Raw genomic sequence first — 18,920 nt, 5'->3', positions numbered from 1 at the left:
GAGACGATGAGCAACACTTCGGAAAAAAAAGAGTACAGCTTCAACAAAAACTATCCCCGTGACCTGCGCGGCTATGCGGGCAACCCGCCCCATGCGGCCTGGCCGGGTAACGCGAAGATCGCGGTGCAGTTTGTCCTCAACTACGAAGAGGGCGCCGAAAATAATGTTCTGCATGGTGATACAGGCTCCGAGCAGTTCCTCTCCGATATCATTGGGGCGGCCAGCTACCCTGAGCGCCATATGTCGATGGATTCACTGTATGAATATGGCTCACGCGCCGGATTCTGGCGCATCCATAACGAATTTCAAAAACGTGGCCTGCCGCTGACGGTCTTTGGCGTGGCCATGGCGCTGGCACGGCACCCGGAGATCGTCGAGGCGATCAAAGCCGCTGATTACGATGTCGTCAGTCATGGCTGGCGCTGGATCCACTATCAAGGCATGGATGCAAAAACAGAACGCCAGCATATGCAGCTGGCGCTGGATACCCTGACCGACCTGTTTGGCAAGACGCCAACGGGCTGGTATACCGGTCGCGACAGCCCCAACACCCGGCGTCTGGTCGTGGAACAGGGCGGCCTGACCTATGACAGCGACTATTATGGCGACGATCTGCCGTTCTGGACGCAGGTCACCTGTCAGGATGGCACGGTGAAACCGCATCTGATCATCCCTTATACGCTAGAAACTAACGATATGCGTTTTGCCACGCCGCAGGGGTTTAACACCGCGGAGCAGTTTTACACCTACCTGAAAGACAGCTTTGATGTGTTGTACGAAGAAGGGGACAGCACACCGAAAATGCTGTCGATTGGTATGCACTGCCGTCTGCTGGGCCGCCCAGGCCGTTTCCGCGCCTTACAGCGCTTCCTTGACCATATCCAGCAGCATGAAGGGGTGTGGATCTGTACCCGCCAGCAAATCGCTGACCACTGGGTGAAAACCCACCCGGCACCGAAAGCGTAATGCTGACAGCGAGGCTTGCCTCGCTGCCCTGAGCCCGTCCTGTATTATCGCAGAGACCACCAGGTCTCTGCGTACCTGTCAGCTCATCAAACTGACCTGCGCCGCCACAATGCGCCAGCCACAGGGGAGCCTGACCCAGGTCTGCTGCTGACGGCCGATTTTGTCGCTGCCCTCGCGGGTGAACTCTGTGCTGCACACCGCAAAATCATCGCCGTAGCTGGTGATCACCGTATTCTGTAACTGACGGAATAACCCGGCTGAAGGACGTGCAGCCCGAAATTCGCGAATCGCATCGATACCGTACAAGTTCTCTCCCGCACCCAGGCGCACTGTGCGTTCGTCGTGCCAGAAAAGTTCATCCAGCACCGCAATGTCATTACTGATTAACGCCTCTTCGTAACGATAAAACGCGGCGGTAACTTCGGCGAGGATCGCCGGGCGGTCAATATGTTCACTTTTCATGATCAATGCTCCCTATCCGCAGGGGCCGCGTGCGTAATGCCCATTTGCTCCAGCGCGCTGGCGGCACGCAGGCAGGCGGCTTCATTAAACGGGGCGGCAATCAGTTGCAGACCGATGGGTAACCCGCTACGGGTACGTAATGGCACCGTGGTCACCGGCAGGCCGAGGAACGAAATGGGCTGGGTTAACATGCCCATGCTGGCGCGGATCGGCAGGTCACTGCCGTTAATGTGCATGGTCTCCTGGCCAATCAACGTGGCGCTGGTGGGGGTAGCCGGTGCAATCAACACATCCACATGATCGAACAGCGGCAGCACCTGCTGCTGGAAGTGGCGGCGGAAGCGCTGGGCCTGAATGTACCAGGCGGCGGGGATCATCGCCCCGGCCAGCAGGCGCTCACGCGACAAAGGCTCAAAGCGCTCAGGTGCACGGCGCAGGGCGGGGAGGTAATGATTCCCGCCCTCAGATGCGCTGATAATAAACGCCGACGTACGTGCCAGTTCGGCCTCCGGCAGCACGACCTCTTCGCTGGCATTCAGTGCGCTGGCTGCAACCGCCACCGCAGCGCGGGCGTCGTCATCGCACCACTGCTGAAAGTAACCGCCCAGCACGCCAAAGCGCAGCCCTTCACTACCGCGCTCCAGCAGAGGGCTGACCGCCTGCATGGCTTTATCAGCCTGGAAGCTATCGGCAGGATCGCTGCCCTGTAATACATCGTAGACGTGGGTGAGATCGCTGACGCGGCGGGCAAACGGACCAATATGGTCAAGGCTGGCGACAAACGGATGACTGCCGCTGCGCGACAGGCGACCGTAGGTCGGCTTCAGACCAAAGATTCCGCACAGTGAGGCCGGAACGCGGATCGAGCCGTTGGTATCCGAACCGAGGGAGAAATGGACCAGCCCGGCGGCCACGGCGGCGGCCGACCCCCCCGACGATCCCCCGGCAATCCGCGCCAGATCGTGTGGATTACGCGTGGCACCATAATGGCTGTTTTCGGTGGTGAAACCGTAGGCATACGCATCCATGTTCAGCATCCCGGACAGCAGTCCGCCGCCGGCTGCCAGCTTCTGCACGGCCCAGGCATCCTGACATGCCACCGGACGATCGCTGAATAAACTGGCCCCGGCCAGCGTCGCGTGTCCGGCCACATCAAACAGATTTTTGACTGCGTAAGGCACCGCTGCCAGTGGGGGGAGCGGCAGGTTGCCCTGTTTCAGGCGATCAACCCGGTCCGCCTCCTGCAACATGCGCTCCTGGGTAATCTGGGTCCAGGCATTCAGCTCAGGGTTATGCTGCGAGATCGCCGACAGCGTATGCAGGGCGATCTCGCGTGCACTCAACTCACCTTTAGCCAGCAGTTGGGTCAGTTCGGCAATCGACAGTGCGGCCAGATTCATGCTTTATACACTCCAGCCACTTCCAGGCGATCGTCCAGCGGGAAGGCCATCAGCGGCGCGGCCATGCCGGCAATGCGGTTGAACTGGGTCAGCAGCTCGGCACGGCGTGCGTCGTCGAGTTCCAGTGCCAGCACCTGCTCCATCTGTGTGACATAGGCTGCCCAGTCGGGCGCCGTTTGCTTGATACTCATCTCAGTTTCCCTCTTTTTTAAAACCCGGCCGCGCTGCCGTTGCTACGCGGATCGAATGCCCCTTCGAGCATCCCGTTGTTGTGACGCACAATCGCGCCCGCATGGCCCACGGCTTCGCTGAAATCAGGCAACAGCTCAACTTCATGGCCCAGCGCCCGCAGCGTGGCAATGGTTTCTGGCGGGAAGCGACCTTCCAGTTTGAGTGAATCGGAGGCCTGACCCCAGGTGCGCCCCAGCAGCCAGCGTGGCGCACTCACCGCCTGCTGCAATCCCATGCCCTGTACCACATGGCGGGTAAAAATGGCCGCCTGAGTCTGTGGCTGGCCATCGCCGCCCATCGATCCGTATACCATCGTCCTGCCATCGTTCAACCGTGCTGCCGCTGGGTTCAGCGTGTGGAATGGCTGTTTACCCGGCATCAGCGCCAGCAGGTGATCGGGATCGAGGCTGAAAGCCGCGCCGCGATTTTGCCAGGTAATACCCGTGCCGGGGATCACCACACCGCTACCAAATTCGTGATAAATGCTCTGAATAAAGGAGACGGCCAGCCCGCTGCTGTCCATCACGCCCATCCACACGGTGTCGCCCGGCCCTTTACCCGTGCCCCACGGCGCCGCCTGATTGACATCGATCTGCGCCGCCATCTGTTGCAGACGATCGCTGTCGAGCAGTGTTTGCATCTGTTCACGCATATGCTGCGGGTCGGTGATGTAACGGTCGCGCAGGCCAAAGGCCAGCTTGGTGGCTTCCACAATGCGGTGAATGGTTTGTGCCTCATCGGCATCGGCCATATTCAGATGGTCGGTGATCCCCAGGATCGCCAGTGATACCAGGCCCTGCGTGGGCGGTGTCATATTAAAGACATCGCCGTACTGATGGTGGATACGCAGTGGCGTCCGGCGTTTAGCCTGCTGACGGTTCAGGTCTTCCAGCGTGACCGGCATTCCCAGCCGTGACATCTCACTGGCGAGCTGACGGGCAAGCGGGCCGCGATAGAAGCTGTCCAGCCCGGCTTCGGCCAGATGAATGAGGGTGTTTGCCAGATCGGGCTGGGTAAAACGGCTGCCACACGACGGCACTTCGCCATCGGGTAAGAAGGTGGCGGCAAATCCCGGTTGATTCACCAGTTCGGCTTGTTTACTGGCGGTGGCGGCCGCCTGGGAGGCGGTGACCGGAATGCCATCGGCGGCATAGCGGATCGCATCCGCCAACAGGCGCGGCAATGGCAGTTGCTGACCGCCCAGTTCGCGGGAGATGTCCAGCGCTTCTGACCAGCCGCTGACCGTACCCGCCACCGTCAGGGCCGATTTCGGGCCGCGATGGGGAATGCTGCTGCTGCCCTGATAAAAGTCGATTGTCGCCAGCGAACCTGCCGCACCGCTGGCATCGATCGCCACCGGGTCACCCTTCGGCGGGACAATCAGCCAGAAGCCATCGCCTCCCAGGCCATTCATATGAGGATAGGCAACGGCAACCGTCGCGGCAGCAGCCACCATCGCCTCAATGGCATTCCCCCCTTCGCGTAAAATACCCAGTGCGCTTTCACTGGCCAGATGGTGCGGCGTCACCGCCATGCCCAGCGGGGCCATATTACTTTGATTCATTCCATTCCCGTCGTTCAGATAGCTGATAGGTTGACTAAAGCAATAGCCGTTCCAGTTTGTCGAGCGGCAGAATGTTAACAATTGAATATCTGTCGTATGGCTCCGGTTTTTGATTCAAAACCGGCCGATTTTCAGCCCGCAACGGTGTGAGCTACAGACAGGCACGTTATTTGTATATCATTCTGAGGATGAAACAAACGTTACAGGGTTAATCACATGATGCAGCTTGATGAACGCCTGCGCAGCCACTACGCGCAGCTTTCGCCGCAGGAACAACGTATCGCTGATTTTGCCTTCGATCATTTCGATGACCTGATCAGCTACAACAGTGCCGATCTGGCACGTCTCAGCGGGGTGTCCAAGGCCACGGTAAGCCGTCTGTTTAAGCGCCTGGGCTATGAAAAATATAAAGATATGCGCGACGAACTGCGCACCCTGCGCCAGAGCGGGATGCCGCTCACTGACCACCGTGATGCGGTGCAGGGCAACACGTTGCTGGCCCGTCACTATAAGCAGGAGATGGCCAACCTCACCCAGTGGGTGAACGGGATTGATGCGGCGCACTTTGGCGAGGTCGTTCAGGCGCTGGCAAACAGTAAACGTATTTTTATCATTGGGATGCGTAATGCATACCCGGTGGCGCTGCACCTGCGCCAGCAGTTATTGCAGGCCAGAACACAGGTGCAGGTGCTGCCACAGCCGGGGCAGACGCTCTCTGAAGAGCTGGTGGATCTGACACCGGAGGATATGGTGGTGGTGATGGCGTTCCGGCGCCGCCCACGCATTATCCGCCCGTTGTTACAGCAGCTACAGCACAACGGCATTCCTGTGCTGGCACTGTGTGAACCCCAGGCGCAGGCGGTGATTGCCCTGGCGCGCTGGCAGCTGTGCGCGCCGCTGGACAGTGTCTCTGCCTTCGACAGCTATGCAGCGGCCAACAGCCTGATCAACCTGCTGGCCAACGCATTACTGCACGAATTGCTCAGTGACGGTCGTCAGCGTATTCATCAGATTGCTGACCTCTACACCCAGCTGGATGAGCTGGAACAGCGCTAATGGGGCGCTATTCTGGTGCATTGCATGGTTTTGGGGCGCCGCAAGGCGCCCTTTTTCGGACCCTTTTTCCCGCCAGTGTTTCCCTCTTTTGCCCGGTTTTTCTGTACTGAATATCAGTTTTTTGGCCTGTAATAACGCTTAATGTTTGGATTTAACACACTTTTTGTTTTCTGCGGTTTTACCATCGCGTAAAAAATGTGAGGCAGATAACGCGCTGGCACATTAGTTGCAATTAAATTCTTTAAGAATCTTTCGTTTCATGATGTATTAACCGGGGAAGTGAAGATGAAAAAAGGTTTAATCGCATTACTGGCAGGTGCCGTGCTGTTTTCTCAGGCCATCACGGCGCATGCCGATCAGTTACAGGACATTGAAAAACGTGGCGTTATCCGCATCGCGGTCCCTCAGGACTTCCCGCCGTTTGGTTCCGTCGGTACCGATTTACAGCCGCAGGGCTATGACATCGATATGGCGAAGTACCTGGCGAAACAGATGAAACTTAAGTTGCAGCTGGTGCCCGTGACCAGCGCCAACCGCGTCCCTTATCTGCAAACCGATAAAGTGGATCTGGTGATCTCCAGCCTGGGCAAAAACCCGGAACGTGAGAAAGTGATCGACTTCAGCCGTGCCTACGCGCCGTTCTTCCTCGGTGTGTTTGGCCCGAAAGACGGCACGCTGAAAGATGCGGCTGCACTGAGCGGCAAATCGATCGGCGTCACCCGTGGGGCGGTGGAAGATATGGTGCTGACCGGCATCGCGCCGAAAGAGGCACAGGTGAAACGTTATGAAGATAACAACACCACGCTGTCGGCTTATCTGTCGGGTCAGGTGGAATATGTGGCCACCGGCAACCTGGTGGTAGCAGCCATTGCTCGTCAGAACGCGGATAAAGCGCCCGTGGCGAAATTTATGCTGAAGGATTCACCGTGCTTTATCGGCATGAAGAAGAATGAACCGGCACTGAAGGCCAAAGTCGATGCGCTGATTGAGCAGGCGATTCAGGACAAAACCCTGAACGGTCTCTCTGAGCAGTGGCTGAAAGCACCACTGCCAGCCGATCTGGGCTAGTTGGGGCTGACTGATGATGGGGCAACTGAATTTTCCTGCACTGTGGCCCTTCTGGCCGGAGCTTCTCTCCGGCCTGTGGGTGACGATCCAGCTAACGGTGATGGCAACGGTGGGCGGGGTAGCGCTGGGTATCTTCGGCGCGGCGCTGCGCAGCGGTAAACCGTCGACGTTGAGCCGTATCTGGGGTGTATATGTCGAGCTGATCCGCAATACGCCGTTTGTGGTCCAGCTGTTTTTTATCGTCTTTGGCTTGCCCAATCTGGGGTTGAAACTCACGGCAGGGGAAGCGGCGCTGCTGGCGATGCTGATTAACCTGGGCGCTTACAGCACGGAAATTATCCGCGCCGGAATACAGGTGACGCCAAAAGGGCAGTGGGAAGCAGGGCGGGTGCTGGGCCTGACGCGCACGCAGACCTTTATTCGGGTGGTGTTGCCACCGTCAATGAAGCGTATTTATCCGGCGCTGGTCAGCCAGTGCATTATCGTGATGCTCGGTTCATCGGTGGTGTCGCAGGTCTCTTATGAAGAGCTGACCTTTGCTGCCAACCTGATCCAGTCGCGCACCTTTTTGAGTTTTGAAGTCTACCTGGTGACCACGCTGATGTATCTGGCGCTGTCGATTGCCATGCGCCAGTTACTACTGGCGGCGGGCCGTAAGTGGTTTGGAGAGCAGCCATGATGACAACCTTTACCGACTGGGACATCCTGCGCAATCTGCTGCTGGCGGCGCGCTGGACGATTGCGCTCTCTCTGACCGCCTTTTTCGGTGGCACGCTGGTGGCGATGCCGCTGGTGATGGTGCGCCTCAGCGGGCGTAAATGGCCGAACCGCATTATCCGCTGCTATATCGAACTGTTCCAGGGGACGCCGTTGCTGATGCAGCTGTTCCTTGCCTTCTTCGGCGTGGCGCTGTTCGGCATAGATGTGTCGCCTTGGACGGCGGCCTCGCTGGCCCTGACGTTTTACACCAGTGCCTTTTTAGTTGATATCTGGCACGGCAGCATCAAAGCCCTGCCAAAAGGCCAGTGGGAAGCCTGCCGCTGCCTCGGTCTGAGTGTTGGCCAGACGCTTTACCGCGTGGTGCTGCCGCAGGCGCTGCGCATTGGCATTGCCCCCACGGTGGGCTTTGCCGTACAGGTGGTGAAAGGAACGGCGCTGGCCTCGATTATCGGTTTTATCGAGTTGACCAAGGCGGGCACCATTCTGAATAACGTCACCTATCAACCTTTCAAAGTGTTCGGATTAGTCGCCCTCGGCTACTTCCTGATGTGTTACCCGCTGTCACGCTACAGCCAGTATCTGGAGAAGAAATTCAATGCCGCTCATCACCATTAATCAGGTGCAGAAATATTATGGCGACAACCACGTACTGAAAGGCGTGGATCTCGACATCGAAATGGGTGAAGTGATCTCCATCATTGGTCGCAGTGGCTCGGGTAAAAGTACCCTGCTGCGCTGCATCAACGGGCTGGAAGGTTACCAGGAAGGCAGTATCAAGCTGGGCGGGATGACCATCACCGATCGGGATACCCAGGCCCGCGATATCAGCCGCTCCGTCGGCATGGTGTTTCAGAACTTCAACCTGTTCCCGCACATGACTGCGCTGGAAAATGTGATGCTGGCACCGCGCCGGGTACTGAAGAAAAAAGACGCCGAGTGCCGCGAGCTGGCGGCCCGGATGCTGGAAAAAGTCGGTCTGGGCGACCGAATGGATTACTATCCTGCCAATCTGTCCGGTGGCCAGCAGCAGCGCGTGGCGATCGCCCGTGCCCTGGCGATGTCACCCAAGGTGCTGTTGTGTGATGAAATCACCTCCGCGCTGGACCCGGAGCTGGTGGGTGAAGTGTTGAAAGTGCTTGAGCAGCTGGCCAAAGAGGGCATGACGCTGATCCTCGTGACGCACGAAATGAATTTTGCCCGTGAAGTCGGTGACCGCGTGGTGTTTATGCACCAGGGGCGGGTATGGGAGCAGGGCGACAGTAAAACAGTCTTCTCTGACCCACAAACAAATGAATTAAAACAGTTTATCTCCTCGGTGCGTGGGCTTTAGGCTACTTTGTTTGTCATTTTGAACCTGGGCAGTGCTCAGAATCCTCACGTACTACGTGTACGCTCCGGTTCTTGCGCGCTGTCCGTGTTCAAACTGCCTGCACCAGTAACGCCTAAGGGGTTATTTCAATACAGGAATCGATGATGGATCTCTCTACATTTACCCAAATTAACCCGCCGCAGCGCCTGCTGATGGGGCCGGGACCGATCAATGCCGATCCGCGCGTGCTGCGTGCCATGTCCAGCCAGCTGTTGGGCCAGTACGATCCGGCGATGACGCAATACATGAACGAAGTGATGGCGCTGTATCGCGGCGTGTTTCGCACTGAAAATCGCTGGACGATGCTGATCGACGGCACGTCACGCGCCGGGATCGAAGCCATCCTGCTGTCGGCGATCCGCCCTGGCGATAAAGTGCTGGTGCCGGTATTTGGTCGTTTCGGCCATCTGCTGTGTGAAATCGCCCGCCGTTGCCGCGCTGAAGTCCACACCATTGACGTGCCGTGGGGCGAAGTGTTCACCCCGGATCAGATCGAAGATGCCATTAAAAAAGTGAAGCCGCGCCTGCTGCTGACAGTGCAGGGCGACACCTCCACCACGATGCTGCAACCGCTGGAAGAACTGGGTGCCATCTGCCGAAAATATGGCGTGCTGTTCTATACCGATGCTACCGCTTCGTTCGCCGGAAATGTGCTGGAAACCGATGCCTGGGGATTAGATGCTGTCTCCGCCGGGATGCAGAAATGCCTCGGTGGCCCGTCCGGCACCTCGCCGATCACGCTGAGTCCGGCAATGGAAGCGGTGATCCGCCAACGCAAATGCGTGGAAGCCGGGATCCGCACTGATGCGCATCAGGACGGCGATGACGAGATGATCTACTCCAACTATTTCGATCTCGGCATGATCATGGACTACTGGGGCCCTGAGCGATTGAATCACCATACGGAAGCCACCTCGGCGCTGTTTGGCGCCCGTGAATGTGCGCGTCTGATCCTTGAAGAGGGGCTGGATAACGGCATTGCCCGCCACAAGCTGCACGGCGATGCGCTGCTTAAGGGCATCCAGGGAATGGGGCTGGACACCTTCGGTAACCTCGAACACAAAATGAATAACGTGCTCGGCGTGATGATACCGCCGGGTGTCAACGGCGATCAGGTCCGTAAGCTGATGCTGGAAGATTTCGGCATCGAGATCGGCACCTCATTTGGCCCACTGATCGGCAAGGTCTGGCGCATCGGCACCATGGGGTACAACGCGCGTAAAGACTGCGTGATGCAGACCCTGAGCGCACTGGAATCGGTGCTGAACTACCTCGGTTTCCGCAGTACTCAGGGTGCAGCGATGCAGGCGGCCTGGGATCACTACAACGGGAGCCGCGGATGAGTGAGAGCCTGATGAATGCCACTGCCGCCGCCGCCGCCGCTGCGCGCGTGATGGCACGCTGTGATGCGCTGGCAGAAATCAGTGAAACCCCGGGATACCTGACCCGCGTTTACCTTTCGCCGGAGCATCTGCGTGCCAATGCCATGGTGGGCAAGTGGATGAAAGCCGCCGGAATGCAGGTGTGGCAAGACAGCGTGGGTAATATCTGCGGGCGTTATGAAGGCGAGCGGCAGGATGCGAAAGCGCTGTTGTTGGGTTCGCATCTGGATACCGTGCGTAATGCCGGGCGCTACGACGGTATGCTCGGCGTGCTGGCGGCGATTGAAACCGTGCAGTATCTGCACGATCGCGGCGAACGCCTGCCGCTGGCGATTGAGATCATCGGTTTTGCCGACGAAGAAGGGACACGCTTCGGCATCACGTTGCTCGGCAGCCGTGGTCTGACAGGCACCTGGCCCGACAGCTGGCTGACGCACCCGGACGGCAACAGCATTACCGTGGGGCAGGCGATGAGGGATATCGGCTTTAACCCGGATCTGCTGTGGCAGGCTGCGCGTGACGTCGAAGATTTCGTTGCCTACCTGGAACTGCATATCGAACAGGGGCCTTGCCTGGAGCAGGAGCAGCTGGCGCTGGGGGTGGTTACGGCCATTAACGGTGCCCGCCGCCTGAACTGTCGTTTTACCGGCGAAGCCGGACATGCCGGCACGGTGCCGATGAGCCACCGGAAAGATGCACTGGCCGCCGCCGCCGAATGGATGGTGTTTATTGAGCAACGCACCCCGGAGCATAACCCGCAGCTGGTGGCGACCGTCGGGACACTCCAGTGCCATCCGGGTGCGGTCAATGTGATCCCGGGAGAGGTGATCCTGACGCTGGACGTGCGTGGACCGGAAGATCGGCCGCTGGCCGAATTGCTGTCTGAACTGCTTGTTCAGGGCGAAGCCATTGCGCTGCGTCGCGGACTGAGCTTTAGCGCTGAAGAGTATTATCAGATCCCGGCCACACGCTGTGATGACGGTTTGCAGGCGGCGCTGAGCCGTGCGGTGACCACCGTCCAGGGGCGTAGTCTGTCGCTGCCGAGCGGTGCCGGGCATGATGCGATTGCCATTGCCGAACGCTGGCCAGTAGGGATGCTGTTTGTGCGTTGCGATCGGGGTATCAGCCACCATCCGGCGGAATCCGTGATGACGGAAGACGTGGCGCTGGCGGTGCAGGCCTACGTAGAGGTTGTCGTAGGGGTCGGACATACGGCCTGGCCTTCGTAAGGGGCAGGCTTTCGTAGGGGTCGGACATACGGCCTGGCCTTCGTAAGGGGGCAGGCTTTCGTAGGGGTCGGACATACGGCCTGGCCTTCGTAAGGGGGCAGGCTTTCGTAGGGGTCGGACATACGGCCTGGTCTTCGTAAGGGGGCAGGCTTTCGTAGGGGTCGGGCATGCCCGACCCGGCTTGGTGGAGTGATGACTATGAACCTGACGCAGTTCAACCAGGTCAGCGCTGCCGATGCGCAGCATAGTATTGAACATTGTGTCGCGCTACCTGAGTGGGCTGCGGCAGTGGTAGATGCCCGGCCTTATGCTTCGCTGGCGGCGCTACTGGCGCAGGCTGAATCACTGTCGCAGACCTGGGATAGCGTTGCGCTAGCCCAGGCACTCACTGCTCATCCGCGTATTGGCGAACGGGCGAGCGGATCTGGCAAAGAGGCTGCACTGTCCCGCGGTGAACAGGGGCAGGTCAATGCTGCGGACCTTCCACTGGCGCAGGCATTACAGGCAGGTAACGCCATCTATGAACAGCGCTTTAGCCAGGTCTTTCTGATCCGCGCCAAAGGCCGCAGCGGTGAGCAGATCCTTACGGAGCTGCAACGCCGCCTGCAAAACGATGCGCAGCAGGAACAGCACGAAGCGCTGCAACAGCTACGCGACATCACGTTATTACGCTTAGAGGAAACGTTCCGTTGAGCACAGTAACCACGCATATTCTTGATACTGCCCTGGGGAAACCGGCGGCAGGTGTGACGATTGCCCTTGAACAAAACAGCCCGACAGGCTGGCAGCTCCTGGCCTCTGGTGTCACCAATGCTGACGGCCGTATTGGCGATCTGACGCCGCAGCCGCTGGCACCGGGCCACTATCGTCTGACGGCCGAAATCGGCGACTATTTTGCTGCCGACGGGCGTGAAACCCTGTACGTCAACGCGCAGATTGATTTCGTGATTGCCACCACCGGCCACTACCACTTACCCTTTTTGATCACCCCGTGGTCGTGGTCCACCTATCGCGGTTCATAAATTGGGGCGACTGGAAAAAAGGGTCGCCCACTCTGTTTTCATCGGCCCGTGACAATCACAAACGAAAACTGTCCGCATCACGCCATGCCGGGAATTTCTCGCGGTACTCGCGCAGGTTCTCCAGCGACAGCGTGGCATCCAGACGGGCAGGTTGATGCGGTTCACCCTGGGCTAAGATTTCTCCCTGCGGGCTGATGATCCGGCTGTCACCGCTGTAGGCGTGGCCGTTGCCATCGGTGCCCACGCGGTTACATCCGGCGATATACGCCTGGTTTTCAATGGCGCGCGCCTGTAACAGCGTCTGCCAGTGCAGCGTACGCGGCGCTGGCCAGTTGGCGACATACAGCGCCAGGTCGTAATCGTTCTGATTGCGGGAAAACACCGGGAAGCGCAGGTCGTAACAGACCTGCGGCAAAATACGCCAGCCACGCCACTCGATCACCTCACGGCGATCGCCCGCCAGATAGTGTTCATGTTCCCCGGCCATACGGAACAGATGGCGCTTGTCATAGAAATGCACCTTGCCCTCAGGTTCCACGAGGAAGAAGCGGTTCACCGCGCCTTTCTCCACCTGAATCGCGGCGCTGCCAGCCACCATCGCATGGGCCGCGGCGGCTTTCGCCTGCAGCCAGGCAATCACCTCGTTTTCGGGCAGTGAGCTCGCCGCCGCCTCCATGGCAAATCCGGTGGTGAACATTTCCGGCAGGATAATCAGGTCACGATCCTGAATATCGGCGAGCAGACCGTCGAAAAAGGCCAGGTTAGCCGGGCCATCCATCCATACCAGCGGCTGCTGAAGGACGGTAATGTTTAAAGTTGACACAGGCGCTCCGCGGCAGCGTCCAGCGTGGCTTCCTGTTTGGCGAAGCACAGGCGGATCAGTTTATGGGGGAAGGCATCAGCGCAGAATACCGACAGCGGTATGGCGGCCACGCCCACTTCTTTGGTCAGCCACTGGCAGAATGCCACATCATCCAGATCGGAGATGGCGCTGTAATCGGCCAGCAGGAAATAGGTGCCTTCGCACGGCAGCAGTTCGAAACGACTGCCCGACAGAGCTTTCACAAAGCGGTCACGGCGCGCACGGTAGAAGTCCGGCAGTTCGCGATAGTGTTGCGGTTCAACTTCCAGCATATCCGCGATAGCCAGCTGCGCAGGCGTATTGACGGAGAAGGTCAGGTATTGGTGGACTTTGCGTACTTCAGCACTGATTGCCGCCGGGGCCACGCAGTAACCCACTTTCCAGCCGGTCATATGGAAGGTTTTACCAAATGAAGACACCGCAATAGCACGGGCACGCAGCTCAGGATGTGCCAGCACGCTGGCGTGACCGTTCGCATCGAAACAGATGTGTTCATACACTTCGTCGCTGAGAACGTAGATTTCCTGCTGGCGAATGGCTTGCCACAGCTGGGCGAAGTCGCTCTTCTGCCACACGGTGGCTGACGGGTTATGTGGGGTATTGAGGATCACCAGCCGCGTTTTTGGCGACAGCAGTGCGGTAAACGTCTGCCAGTCAGGGCGGAAGCCAGGTGGCTGCAAGGCGATGCGTTTCATCACGCCGCCAGCCAGCGTAACGGCGGGCGCATAGCTGTCGTAGCTCGGGTCAAAGCAGATCACTTCATCGCCCGGACGGACCAGCGCGGTAATTGCAGCATAAAGTGCTTCGGTAGCGCCAGCGGTCACAGTAATTTCGGTGTTTACATCCGGCGCGTAGCCGTACAACCCGGCGGTTTTCTTCGCAATCGCTTCACGTAACGGGGCGACTCCTGTCATCGGGGCATACTGATTTGCGCCCTGGCTGACATGATGTGCCAGACGCTGTTGCAGATACTGCGGGCCGTCAAAGTCGGGAAAACCCTGGGACAGATTGATGGCGTTGTACTGCTGCGCGAGCGCGCTCATCTGAGTGAAAATGGTGGTGCCCAGCGCAGGCAGTTTGCTCTCTGGGGTGAACGGCGTCTGGCTCATCAGTAATAACCCTTTTGCAACGCAGAAATGTGATGTTGGAGTCCTGTATTGCTGCCAATATAACACGATGTTACTATTTGGCAATCAAGACGCTTAGACGTCTATATCTACCTTTATCATCTTTCACACTAAGGAAAGAGATGACGCAAAGCTCTCAGTTAGATCAATTAGTTGCTGCCTGTCACTGGATTGGTGCTCGCGGCTGGGCCCCGGCCACGGGCGGTAATATGTCCGTGCGCCAGGATGCGCAGTTCTGCCTGCTGAGTGAGTCCGGCAAAGACAAAGGCAGCCTGACGCGTGACGACTTTATCCAGGTCGATATTGCTACCAATCTTGTCCCCTCCGGGCGTAAGCCATCGGCGGAAACGGGTCTGCATACGCTGATCTACCGCCTGTTTCCTGATGCGGGAGCGGTGCTGCATACCCACACGGTGAATTCCACCGTGCTGTCGCGTGTGGAGAAAAGTGCGGCGCTGACGTTGCAGGGCTATGAGATGCAGAAGACGCTGGCCGGACAACACTCGCATCTTGATGCGGTGCCGATTGCCCTGTTCGATAACGACCAGGATATTGACGCGCTGGCACAGCGTATTGAACAGTTTGCGACCCATACCCCGCTGCGTTATGGTTTTCTGCTGCGCGGTCACGGGCTGACCTGTTGGGGCAAAGACGTCAATGAAGCGCGCCGTCATCTTGAAGGGCTGGAGTTTTTATTCCAGTGTGAATTACAACGTCGCGTTCTGGAGAAATCATGATCCGCGCCATCATCACTGATATTGAAGGCACCACCAGCGATATTCGCTTTGTGCATAACGTCCTGTTCCCTTATGCGCGTCAGCATCTTCCCGCTTTTATTACTGAACATCAGCAGCAACCGGCGGTGGCCCAGGCGCTTGACGATCTGCGTGTGGAGGCCGGCAATCCGCAGGCGACACCGGATGAACTGGTGCAGGTGCTGTTCGGTTATATGGATCAGGATCGTAAATCCACCGCGCTGAAAGCCTTACAGGGCATGATCTGGCGTGCGGGCTATGAGAATGGCAGTTTTACCGGCCATCTGTATGCCGACGTGCTGCCTGCATTAAAACAGTGGCAGCAGCAGGGCGTGGCGCTGTATGTTTATTCATCTGGCTCCGTAGCTGCGCAGAAATTGTTATTTGGCTACAGCGACGCCGGTGATATCACTGGCCTGTTTAGCGGATACTTTGATACCCATGTGGGTGCCAAACGTGAAGTCGATGCTTATCGCAACATTGCCAGCCAGATTGGGTTGCCCGCAGAGAATTTGCTGTTCTTATCCGATATTCATCAGGAGCTGGACGCCGCACAGGATGCAGGCTGGAACACCGTGCAGTTAATACGCGGCGACGCGGACACTGAGAGCCGTCATCGTCAGGTTGCAGGTTTTGATCAGATTAACCAGGAGCTGTTGAACTCATGAGTGCACTGACTATTTTTACCGATAGCGAAGCGACCACACCGGTCTGGCACAGCACCGATGCGGCAGAGATTGCCGACAAGTTGCACAGTAAAGAGGTGCGCTTTGAGCGTTGGGAAGCGGACCGTGACCTGGGTGAAAATCCGGATGCCGCAACGGTGATCAACGCCTATCAGCATGCCATTGATCGTCTGGTGGCAGAAAAAGGCTATCAGAGCTGGGATGTCATCAGCATGCGTGCAGATAACCCGCAGAAAGAGGTGCTGCGCACCAAGTTTCTTTCTGAGCACACCCACGGTGAAGATGAAGTGCGTTTCTTTGTGGAAGGGGCGGGGCTTTTCTGTCTGCACCTTGACGGGCACATCTACCAGATCCTGTGTGAGAAGAATGATCTGATTTCGGTACCCGCCGGAACGCCGCACTGGTTTGATATGGGATCGTCACCCAACTTCACTGCTATCCGTATTTTCGATAACCAGGAAGGCTGGGTCGCGAAGTTTACCGGTGACACCATCGCCGATGCGTATCCGCGTTTACCGTAATCCCCGTCATTCTTCCAGCTGCAGCTGCGTTGACTGCAGCTGCTCACCCTGGTCACATAGCTACCTATGCTCCCAGGGACTCACAGCTTTGCCGCCTTGCTGCAACTCGAATAATTTAGGGAATTCATCGTTCTTAAAGCCGTGGCTGAAACTCACCCGCTTCTACCTGCACAGGGGTGACGACCCCGGTATCCAGCACCCAGCCGCTAATCAGTGAGGCAGGCGTCACATCAAACGCCGGGTTATACACCTGCGCATCGTCTGGCGCCCACTGCACATCACCAAAGCTTCCGGCTACACCGGTCACTTCGCGGGCAGCGCGCTGTTCAATCGGGATGGCCTCTCCGTTCGGGCATTCACGGTCCAGGGTGGTATGCGGTGCCGCAACGTAGAACGGAATGTTGTGATACTTCGCCAGTACCGCCAGGCTGTAAGTGCCAATCTTGTTGGCCACGTCACCGTTGGCAGCAATGCGGTCAGCGCCTACCCAGATAGCATCAACCTGTCCCTGAGCCATCAGACTGGCGGCCATCGAGTCACAAATCAGGCGGTAAGGGATACCCAGCTCACCCAGCTCCCAGGCGGTCAGTCGGCCACCCTGCAACAGGGGGCGGGTTTCATCCACCCAGACACTGGCGACCGTGCCTTCCTGCCAGCCACGTGCAATCACTCCTAACGCCGTGCCAACGCCTGCGGTGGCCAGCCCGCCGGTATTGCAGTGGGTCAGCAAACGGCTACCGGGCGTAATCAGTGCGCTACCGGCAACAGCAATGCTGTCGCACAGTGCTTTATCTTCATCGATCAGACGCAGTGCTTCTGTGCCCAGCGCGCTAACGAAATCATCCTGCGCCAGGGCCAGCTTCATGCGATCAAGGTTATTCATCAGATTCACCGCCGTCGGGCGCGAAGCACGCAACACCTCCAGCGCCTCAGCCAGCTGCGGTTTTGCCATGCCATTTTCGGCCAGCAGGGCCAGCAACAGGCTGGCAGACAGCCCGATCAGCGGAGCGCCGCGCACACGCAGGGCTTTAATATGACCCACCAGCCCGGCAACGTCCGGCGTCGGGCACCAGATTTTCTGCTGCGGCAGGGCCTGCTGGTCGAGGATCCAGAGCTGATTATCACGAACCTGTAAGCTGGTGGTACTGAGTGTTTGCATGAGTTAAATCCTGGTTGCTTTAATGCATCATATTGTGCCAACATGGTTAACGGATGTATAGACGTCTGAACGGCTTATTACAACGAAACATGGGTTATTTTTGAGGGGCAGATCAATGTCGCAATACCGTACGTTCACCGCAGCGGATGCCGTGGAATATGCTCGCCAGTTTGGCGGCGTGGCGAACCCCGAAACGCTGGTTGATTCGCAGGAAGTCGGCGATGGTAATCTCAACCTGGTGTTCAAGATTTTTGATACGGCAGGCGTCAGCCGGGTGATCGTCAAGCAGGCACTACCTTATGTGCGCTGCGTGGGCGAATCCTGGCCTCTCACCCTTGACCGTGCGCGTCTGGAAGCTGAAGTGCTGATTGAGCACGGAAAATTCTGCCCGCAGCATACGGTCAACATCCTTCACTACGATCCGGAACTGGCGGTGATGGTGATGGAAGATCTCTCTGACCATGCGATCTGGCGTACCGAGCTGGTGAACGGTGTTGAATATCCGCAGGCGGCAGGGCAGTTGGGTGAGTATCTCGCGCAAACCCTGTTCCATACCTCTGATTTTTTCCAGCATCCGTACCAGAAAAAAGCGGACGTGATCCGTTTTACCAATCCGGAGCTGTGCGATATCACCGAAGAGTTATTCTTCAATGAACCCTACGAGGTTCATGAGCGAAATGCTTATCCGCGTGCGCTGGAGCCGCTGGCTGAATCCCTGCGTGATGATCAGGCCTTAAGGCTCGCCGTTGGCGGCCTGAAGCATCGCTTCTACTGCCACGCAGAAGCCTTACTGCATGGGGATGTTCACAGCGGTTCGATTTTTGTGAAAGAAGGCCGCTTGAAAGTGATTGATGCGGAGTTCGGTTTCTACGGCCCGATGGGCTTTGATATCGGCAGCGCACTGGGCAATTTGTTGATCAGCTACTGCGCAGCACCGGGCCTGCTGCCACCGCGTGAAGCGGCCGCCGCGCGTGAAAATCGTCTTAACGATGTGCGTGAAGTATGGCTGAGTTTCACCGAGGGTTTCCTGGCGCTGGCGGCAGAGAAGAGCCGCGATCGTGCGCTGGCCGTGCCGGGCTACTCCCGTGAATTCCTGCGTAAGGTGTGGAGCGATACCATCGGCTATTGCGGCACTGAACTTATCCGCCGTACCGTGGGGATGTCGCAGGTCGCAGATATCAAGAAGATTGAAGATGAAGCGATGCGCATCGAATGCGTGCGCCAGGCGATAATCTTGGGGCGCAGCCTGATCCTGCTGGCTGATCATGTGCCGGATGTGGAAGCACTGATTGCACGTATCCGCCAGAACGGTTAACGTTTTATTGCCTCTCAGTGAATAAA

At 57.9% G+C, this 18,920-nt stretch carries 21 protein-coding genes; 14 read left to right on the top strand and 7 right to left on the bottom strand.

Features of this window, described 5'->3' with window-relative positions:
* Window positions 1-6: 6 nt before the first annotated feature.
* Window positions 7-966, top strand: a complete 960-nt coding sequence (puuE, locus tag HHI26_RS06710; RefSeq protein ID WP_133846199.1) for an allantoinase PuuE — start codon at window positions 7-9, stop codon at window positions 964-966.
* 78 nt (window positions 967-1,044) lie between these two features.
* Here puuE and hpxZ read toward each other — a convergent pair whose 3' ends face one another.
* Genes hpxZ through HHI26_RS06690 form a run of 4 tightly spaced genes read right to left on the bottom strand, consistent with a single transcriptional unit; the run spans window position 1,045 to window position 4,623 of the window.
* Window positions 1,045-1,428, bottom strand: a complete 384-nt coding sequence (hpxZ, locus tag HHI26_RS06705) for an oxalurate catabolism protein HpxZ (protein WP_133846200.1) — start codon at window positions 1,426-1,428, stop codon at window positions 1,045-1,047.
* A 2-nt stretch (window positions 1,429-1,430) separates the two neighbouring features.
* Window positions 1,431-2,828, bottom strand: a complete 1,398-nt coding sequence (locus HHI26_RS06700) for an AtzE family amidohydrolase (protein WP_167864038.1) — start codon at window positions 2,826-2,828, stop codon at window positions 1,431-1,433.
* Entirely contained in the window at window positions 2,825-3,019 is a 195-nt protein-coding gene (hpxX, locus tag HHI26_RS06695) for an oxalurate catabolism protein HpxX (RefSeq protein ID WP_171148814.1), read from the bottom strand. The genes HHI26_RS06700 and hpxX overlap by 4 nt, the downstream gene beginning before the upstream one ends.
* Window positions 3,020-3,036: 17 nt before the next feature.
* Window positions 3,037-4,623 (bottom strand): gamma-glutamyltransferase, encoded by a 1,587-nt coding sequence (locus HHI26_RS06690; protein WP_171148813.1) that lies wholly within the window; start codon window positions 4,621-4,623, stop codon window positions 3,037-3,039.
* A gap of 216 nt (window positions 4,624-4,839) precedes the next feature.
* Between HHI26_RS06690 and hpxU the strand changes: the two genes are divergently transcribed.
* The 9 genes from hpxU (at window position 4,840) to uraH (ending at window position 12,469) form a co-directional block, all read left to right on the top strand.
* Entirely contained in the window at window positions 4,840-5,679 is an 840-nt protein-coding gene (gene hpxU, locus HHI26_RS06685; RefSeq protein ID WP_159337606.1) for a MurR/RpiR family transcriptional regulator HpxU, read from the top strand.
* Window positions 5,680-5,964: 285 nt separating this feature from the next.
* Window positions 5,965-6,747, top strand: coding sequence for a transporter substrate-binding domain-containing protein (locus tag HHI26_RS06680; protein WP_159337607.1), 783 nt, complete (start codon window positions 5,965-5,967; stop codon window positions 6,745-6,747).
* Window positions 6,748-6,760: 13 nt separating this feature from the next.
* Window positions 6,761-7,426, top strand: a complete 666-nt coding sequence (locus HHI26_RS06675) for an amino acid ABC transporter permease (protein ID WP_133846205.1) — start codon at window positions 6,761-6,763, stop codon at window positions 7,424-7,426.
* A complete protein-coding gene (locus tag HHI26_RS06670; protein WP_133846326.1) occupies window positions 7,426-8,082 on the top strand; it encodes an amino acid ABC transporter permease in 657 nt (218 codons plus the stop codon). Before HHI26_RS06675 ends, HHI26_RS06670 begins: the two co-directional genes overlap by 1 nt.
* Window positions 8,063-8,797: an amino acid ABC transporter ATP-binding protein gene (locus HHI26_RS06665; protein WP_133846206.1), complete on the top strand. Its 735-nt coding sequence runs from the start codon at window positions 8,063-8,065 to the stop codon at window positions 8,795-8,797. The genes HHI26_RS06670 and HHI26_RS06665 overlap by 20 nt, the downstream gene beginning before the upstream one ends.
* A 143-nt stretch (window positions 8,798-8,940) precedes the next feature.
* Window positions 8,941-10,179, top strand: coding sequence for an alanine--glyoxylate aminotransferase family protein (locus HHI26_RS06660; RefSeq protein WP_133846327.1), 1,239 nt, complete (start codon window positions 8,941-8,943; stop codon window positions 10,177-10,179).
* On the top strand, window positions 10,176-11,447 hold the full coding sequence (gene hpxK / locus HHI26_RS06655) for an allantoate amidohydrolase (RefSeq protein WP_133846207.1): 1,272 nt from the start codon (window positions 10,176-10,178) through the stop codon (window positions 11,445-11,447). The genes HHI26_RS06660 and hpxK overlap by 4 nt, the downstream gene beginning before the upstream one ends.
* Before the next feature lie 198 nt (window positions 11,448-11,645).
* A complete protein-coding gene (gene uraD / locus HHI26_RS06650) occupies window positions 11,646-12,140 on the top strand; it encodes a 2-oxo-4-hydroxy-4-carboxy-5-ureidoimidazoline decarboxylase (protein ID WP_171148812.1) in 495 nt (164 codons plus the stop codon).
* Window positions 12,137-12,469, top strand: a complete 333-nt coding sequence (gene uraH, locus HHI26_RS06645; protein ID WP_133846209.1) for a hydroxyisourate hydrolase — start codon at window positions 12,137-12,139, stop codon at window positions 12,467-12,469. The genes uraD and uraH overlap by 4 nt, the downstream gene beginning before the upstream one ends.
* Window positions 12,470-12,524: 55 nt before the next feature.
* On the opposite strand, the gene HHI26_RS06640 is transcribed toward uraH, so the two are convergent.
* A complete protein-coding gene (locus HHI26_RS06640) occupies window positions 12,525-13,292 on the bottom strand; it encodes an amidohydrolase (protein ID WP_171148811.1) in 768 nt (255 codons plus the stop codon).
* Window positions 13,280-14,440 carry a pyridoxal phosphate-dependent aminotransferase gene (locus HHI26_RS06635; RefSeq protein WP_167864040.1) on the bottom strand — a complete coding sequence of 387 codons (1,161 nt, stop codon included), beginning with the start codon at window positions 14,438-14,440 and terminating at the stop codon, window positions 13,280-13,282. Before HHI26_RS06635 ends, HHI26_RS06640 begins: the two co-directional genes overlap by 13 nt.
* Before the next feature lie 140 nt (window positions 14,441-14,580).
* Between HHI26_RS06635 and HHI26_RS06630 the strand changes: the two genes are divergently transcribed.
* The 3 genes from HHI26_RS06630 to HHI26_RS06620 are packed head-to-tail and all read left to right on the top strand — an operon-like array spanning window position 14,581 to window position 16,420.
* Complete coding sequence (locus HHI26_RS06630; protein WP_171148810.1) at window positions 14,581-15,195, top strand: methylthioribulose 1-phosphate dehydratase; 615 nt, start codon at window positions 14,581-14,583, stop codon at window positions 15,193-15,195.
* The gene (gene mtnC / locus HHI26_RS06625; protein ID WP_133846213.1) at window positions 15,192-15,881 is read left to right on the top strand and encodes an acireductone synthase; all 690 of its coding nucleotides are present in this window, start codon (window positions 15,192-15,194) and stop codon (window positions 15,879-15,881) included. Before HHI26_RS06630 ends, mtnC begins: the two co-directional genes overlap by 4 nt.
* Window positions 15,878-16,420: an acireductone dioxygenase gene (locus tag HHI26_RS06620; RefSeq protein ID WP_171148809.1), complete on the top strand. Its 543-nt coding sequence runs from the start codon at window positions 15,878-15,880 to the stop codon at window positions 16,418-16,420. The genes mtnC and HHI26_RS06620 overlap by 4 nt, the downstream gene beginning before the upstream one ends.
* A 133-nt stretch (window positions 16,421-16,553) precedes the next feature.
* Here HHI26_RS06620 and mtnA read toward each other — a convergent pair whose 3' ends face one another.
* Complete coding sequence (mtnA, locus tag HHI26_RS06615; RefSeq protein WP_133846215.1) at window positions 16,554-17,579, bottom strand: S-methyl-5-thioribose-1-phosphate isomerase; 1,026 nt, start codon at window positions 17,577-17,579, stop codon at window positions 16,554-16,556.
* Between the two features lie 115 nt (window positions 17,580-17,694).
* Between mtnA and mtnK the strand changes: the two genes are divergently transcribed.
* Window positions 17,695-18,894: an S-methyl-5-thioribose kinase gene (mtnK, locus tag HHI26_RS06610; RefSeq protein ID WP_133846216.1), complete on the top strand. Its 1,200-nt coding sequence runs from the start codon at window positions 17,695-17,697 to the stop codon at window positions 18,892-18,894.
* Window positions 18,895-18,920: the final 26 nt, after the last annotated feature.

It is taken from the genome of Erwinia sp. JH02 (assembly GCF_013074405.1).
Taxonomy (GTDB): Bacteria; Pseudomonadota; Gammaproteobacteria; order Enterobacterales; family Enterobacteriaceae; genus Erwinia; species Erwinia rhapontici.
Note: the sequence above shows the minus strand (reverse complement) of the source record. Positions and strands in the feature narration are given on the sequence as shown.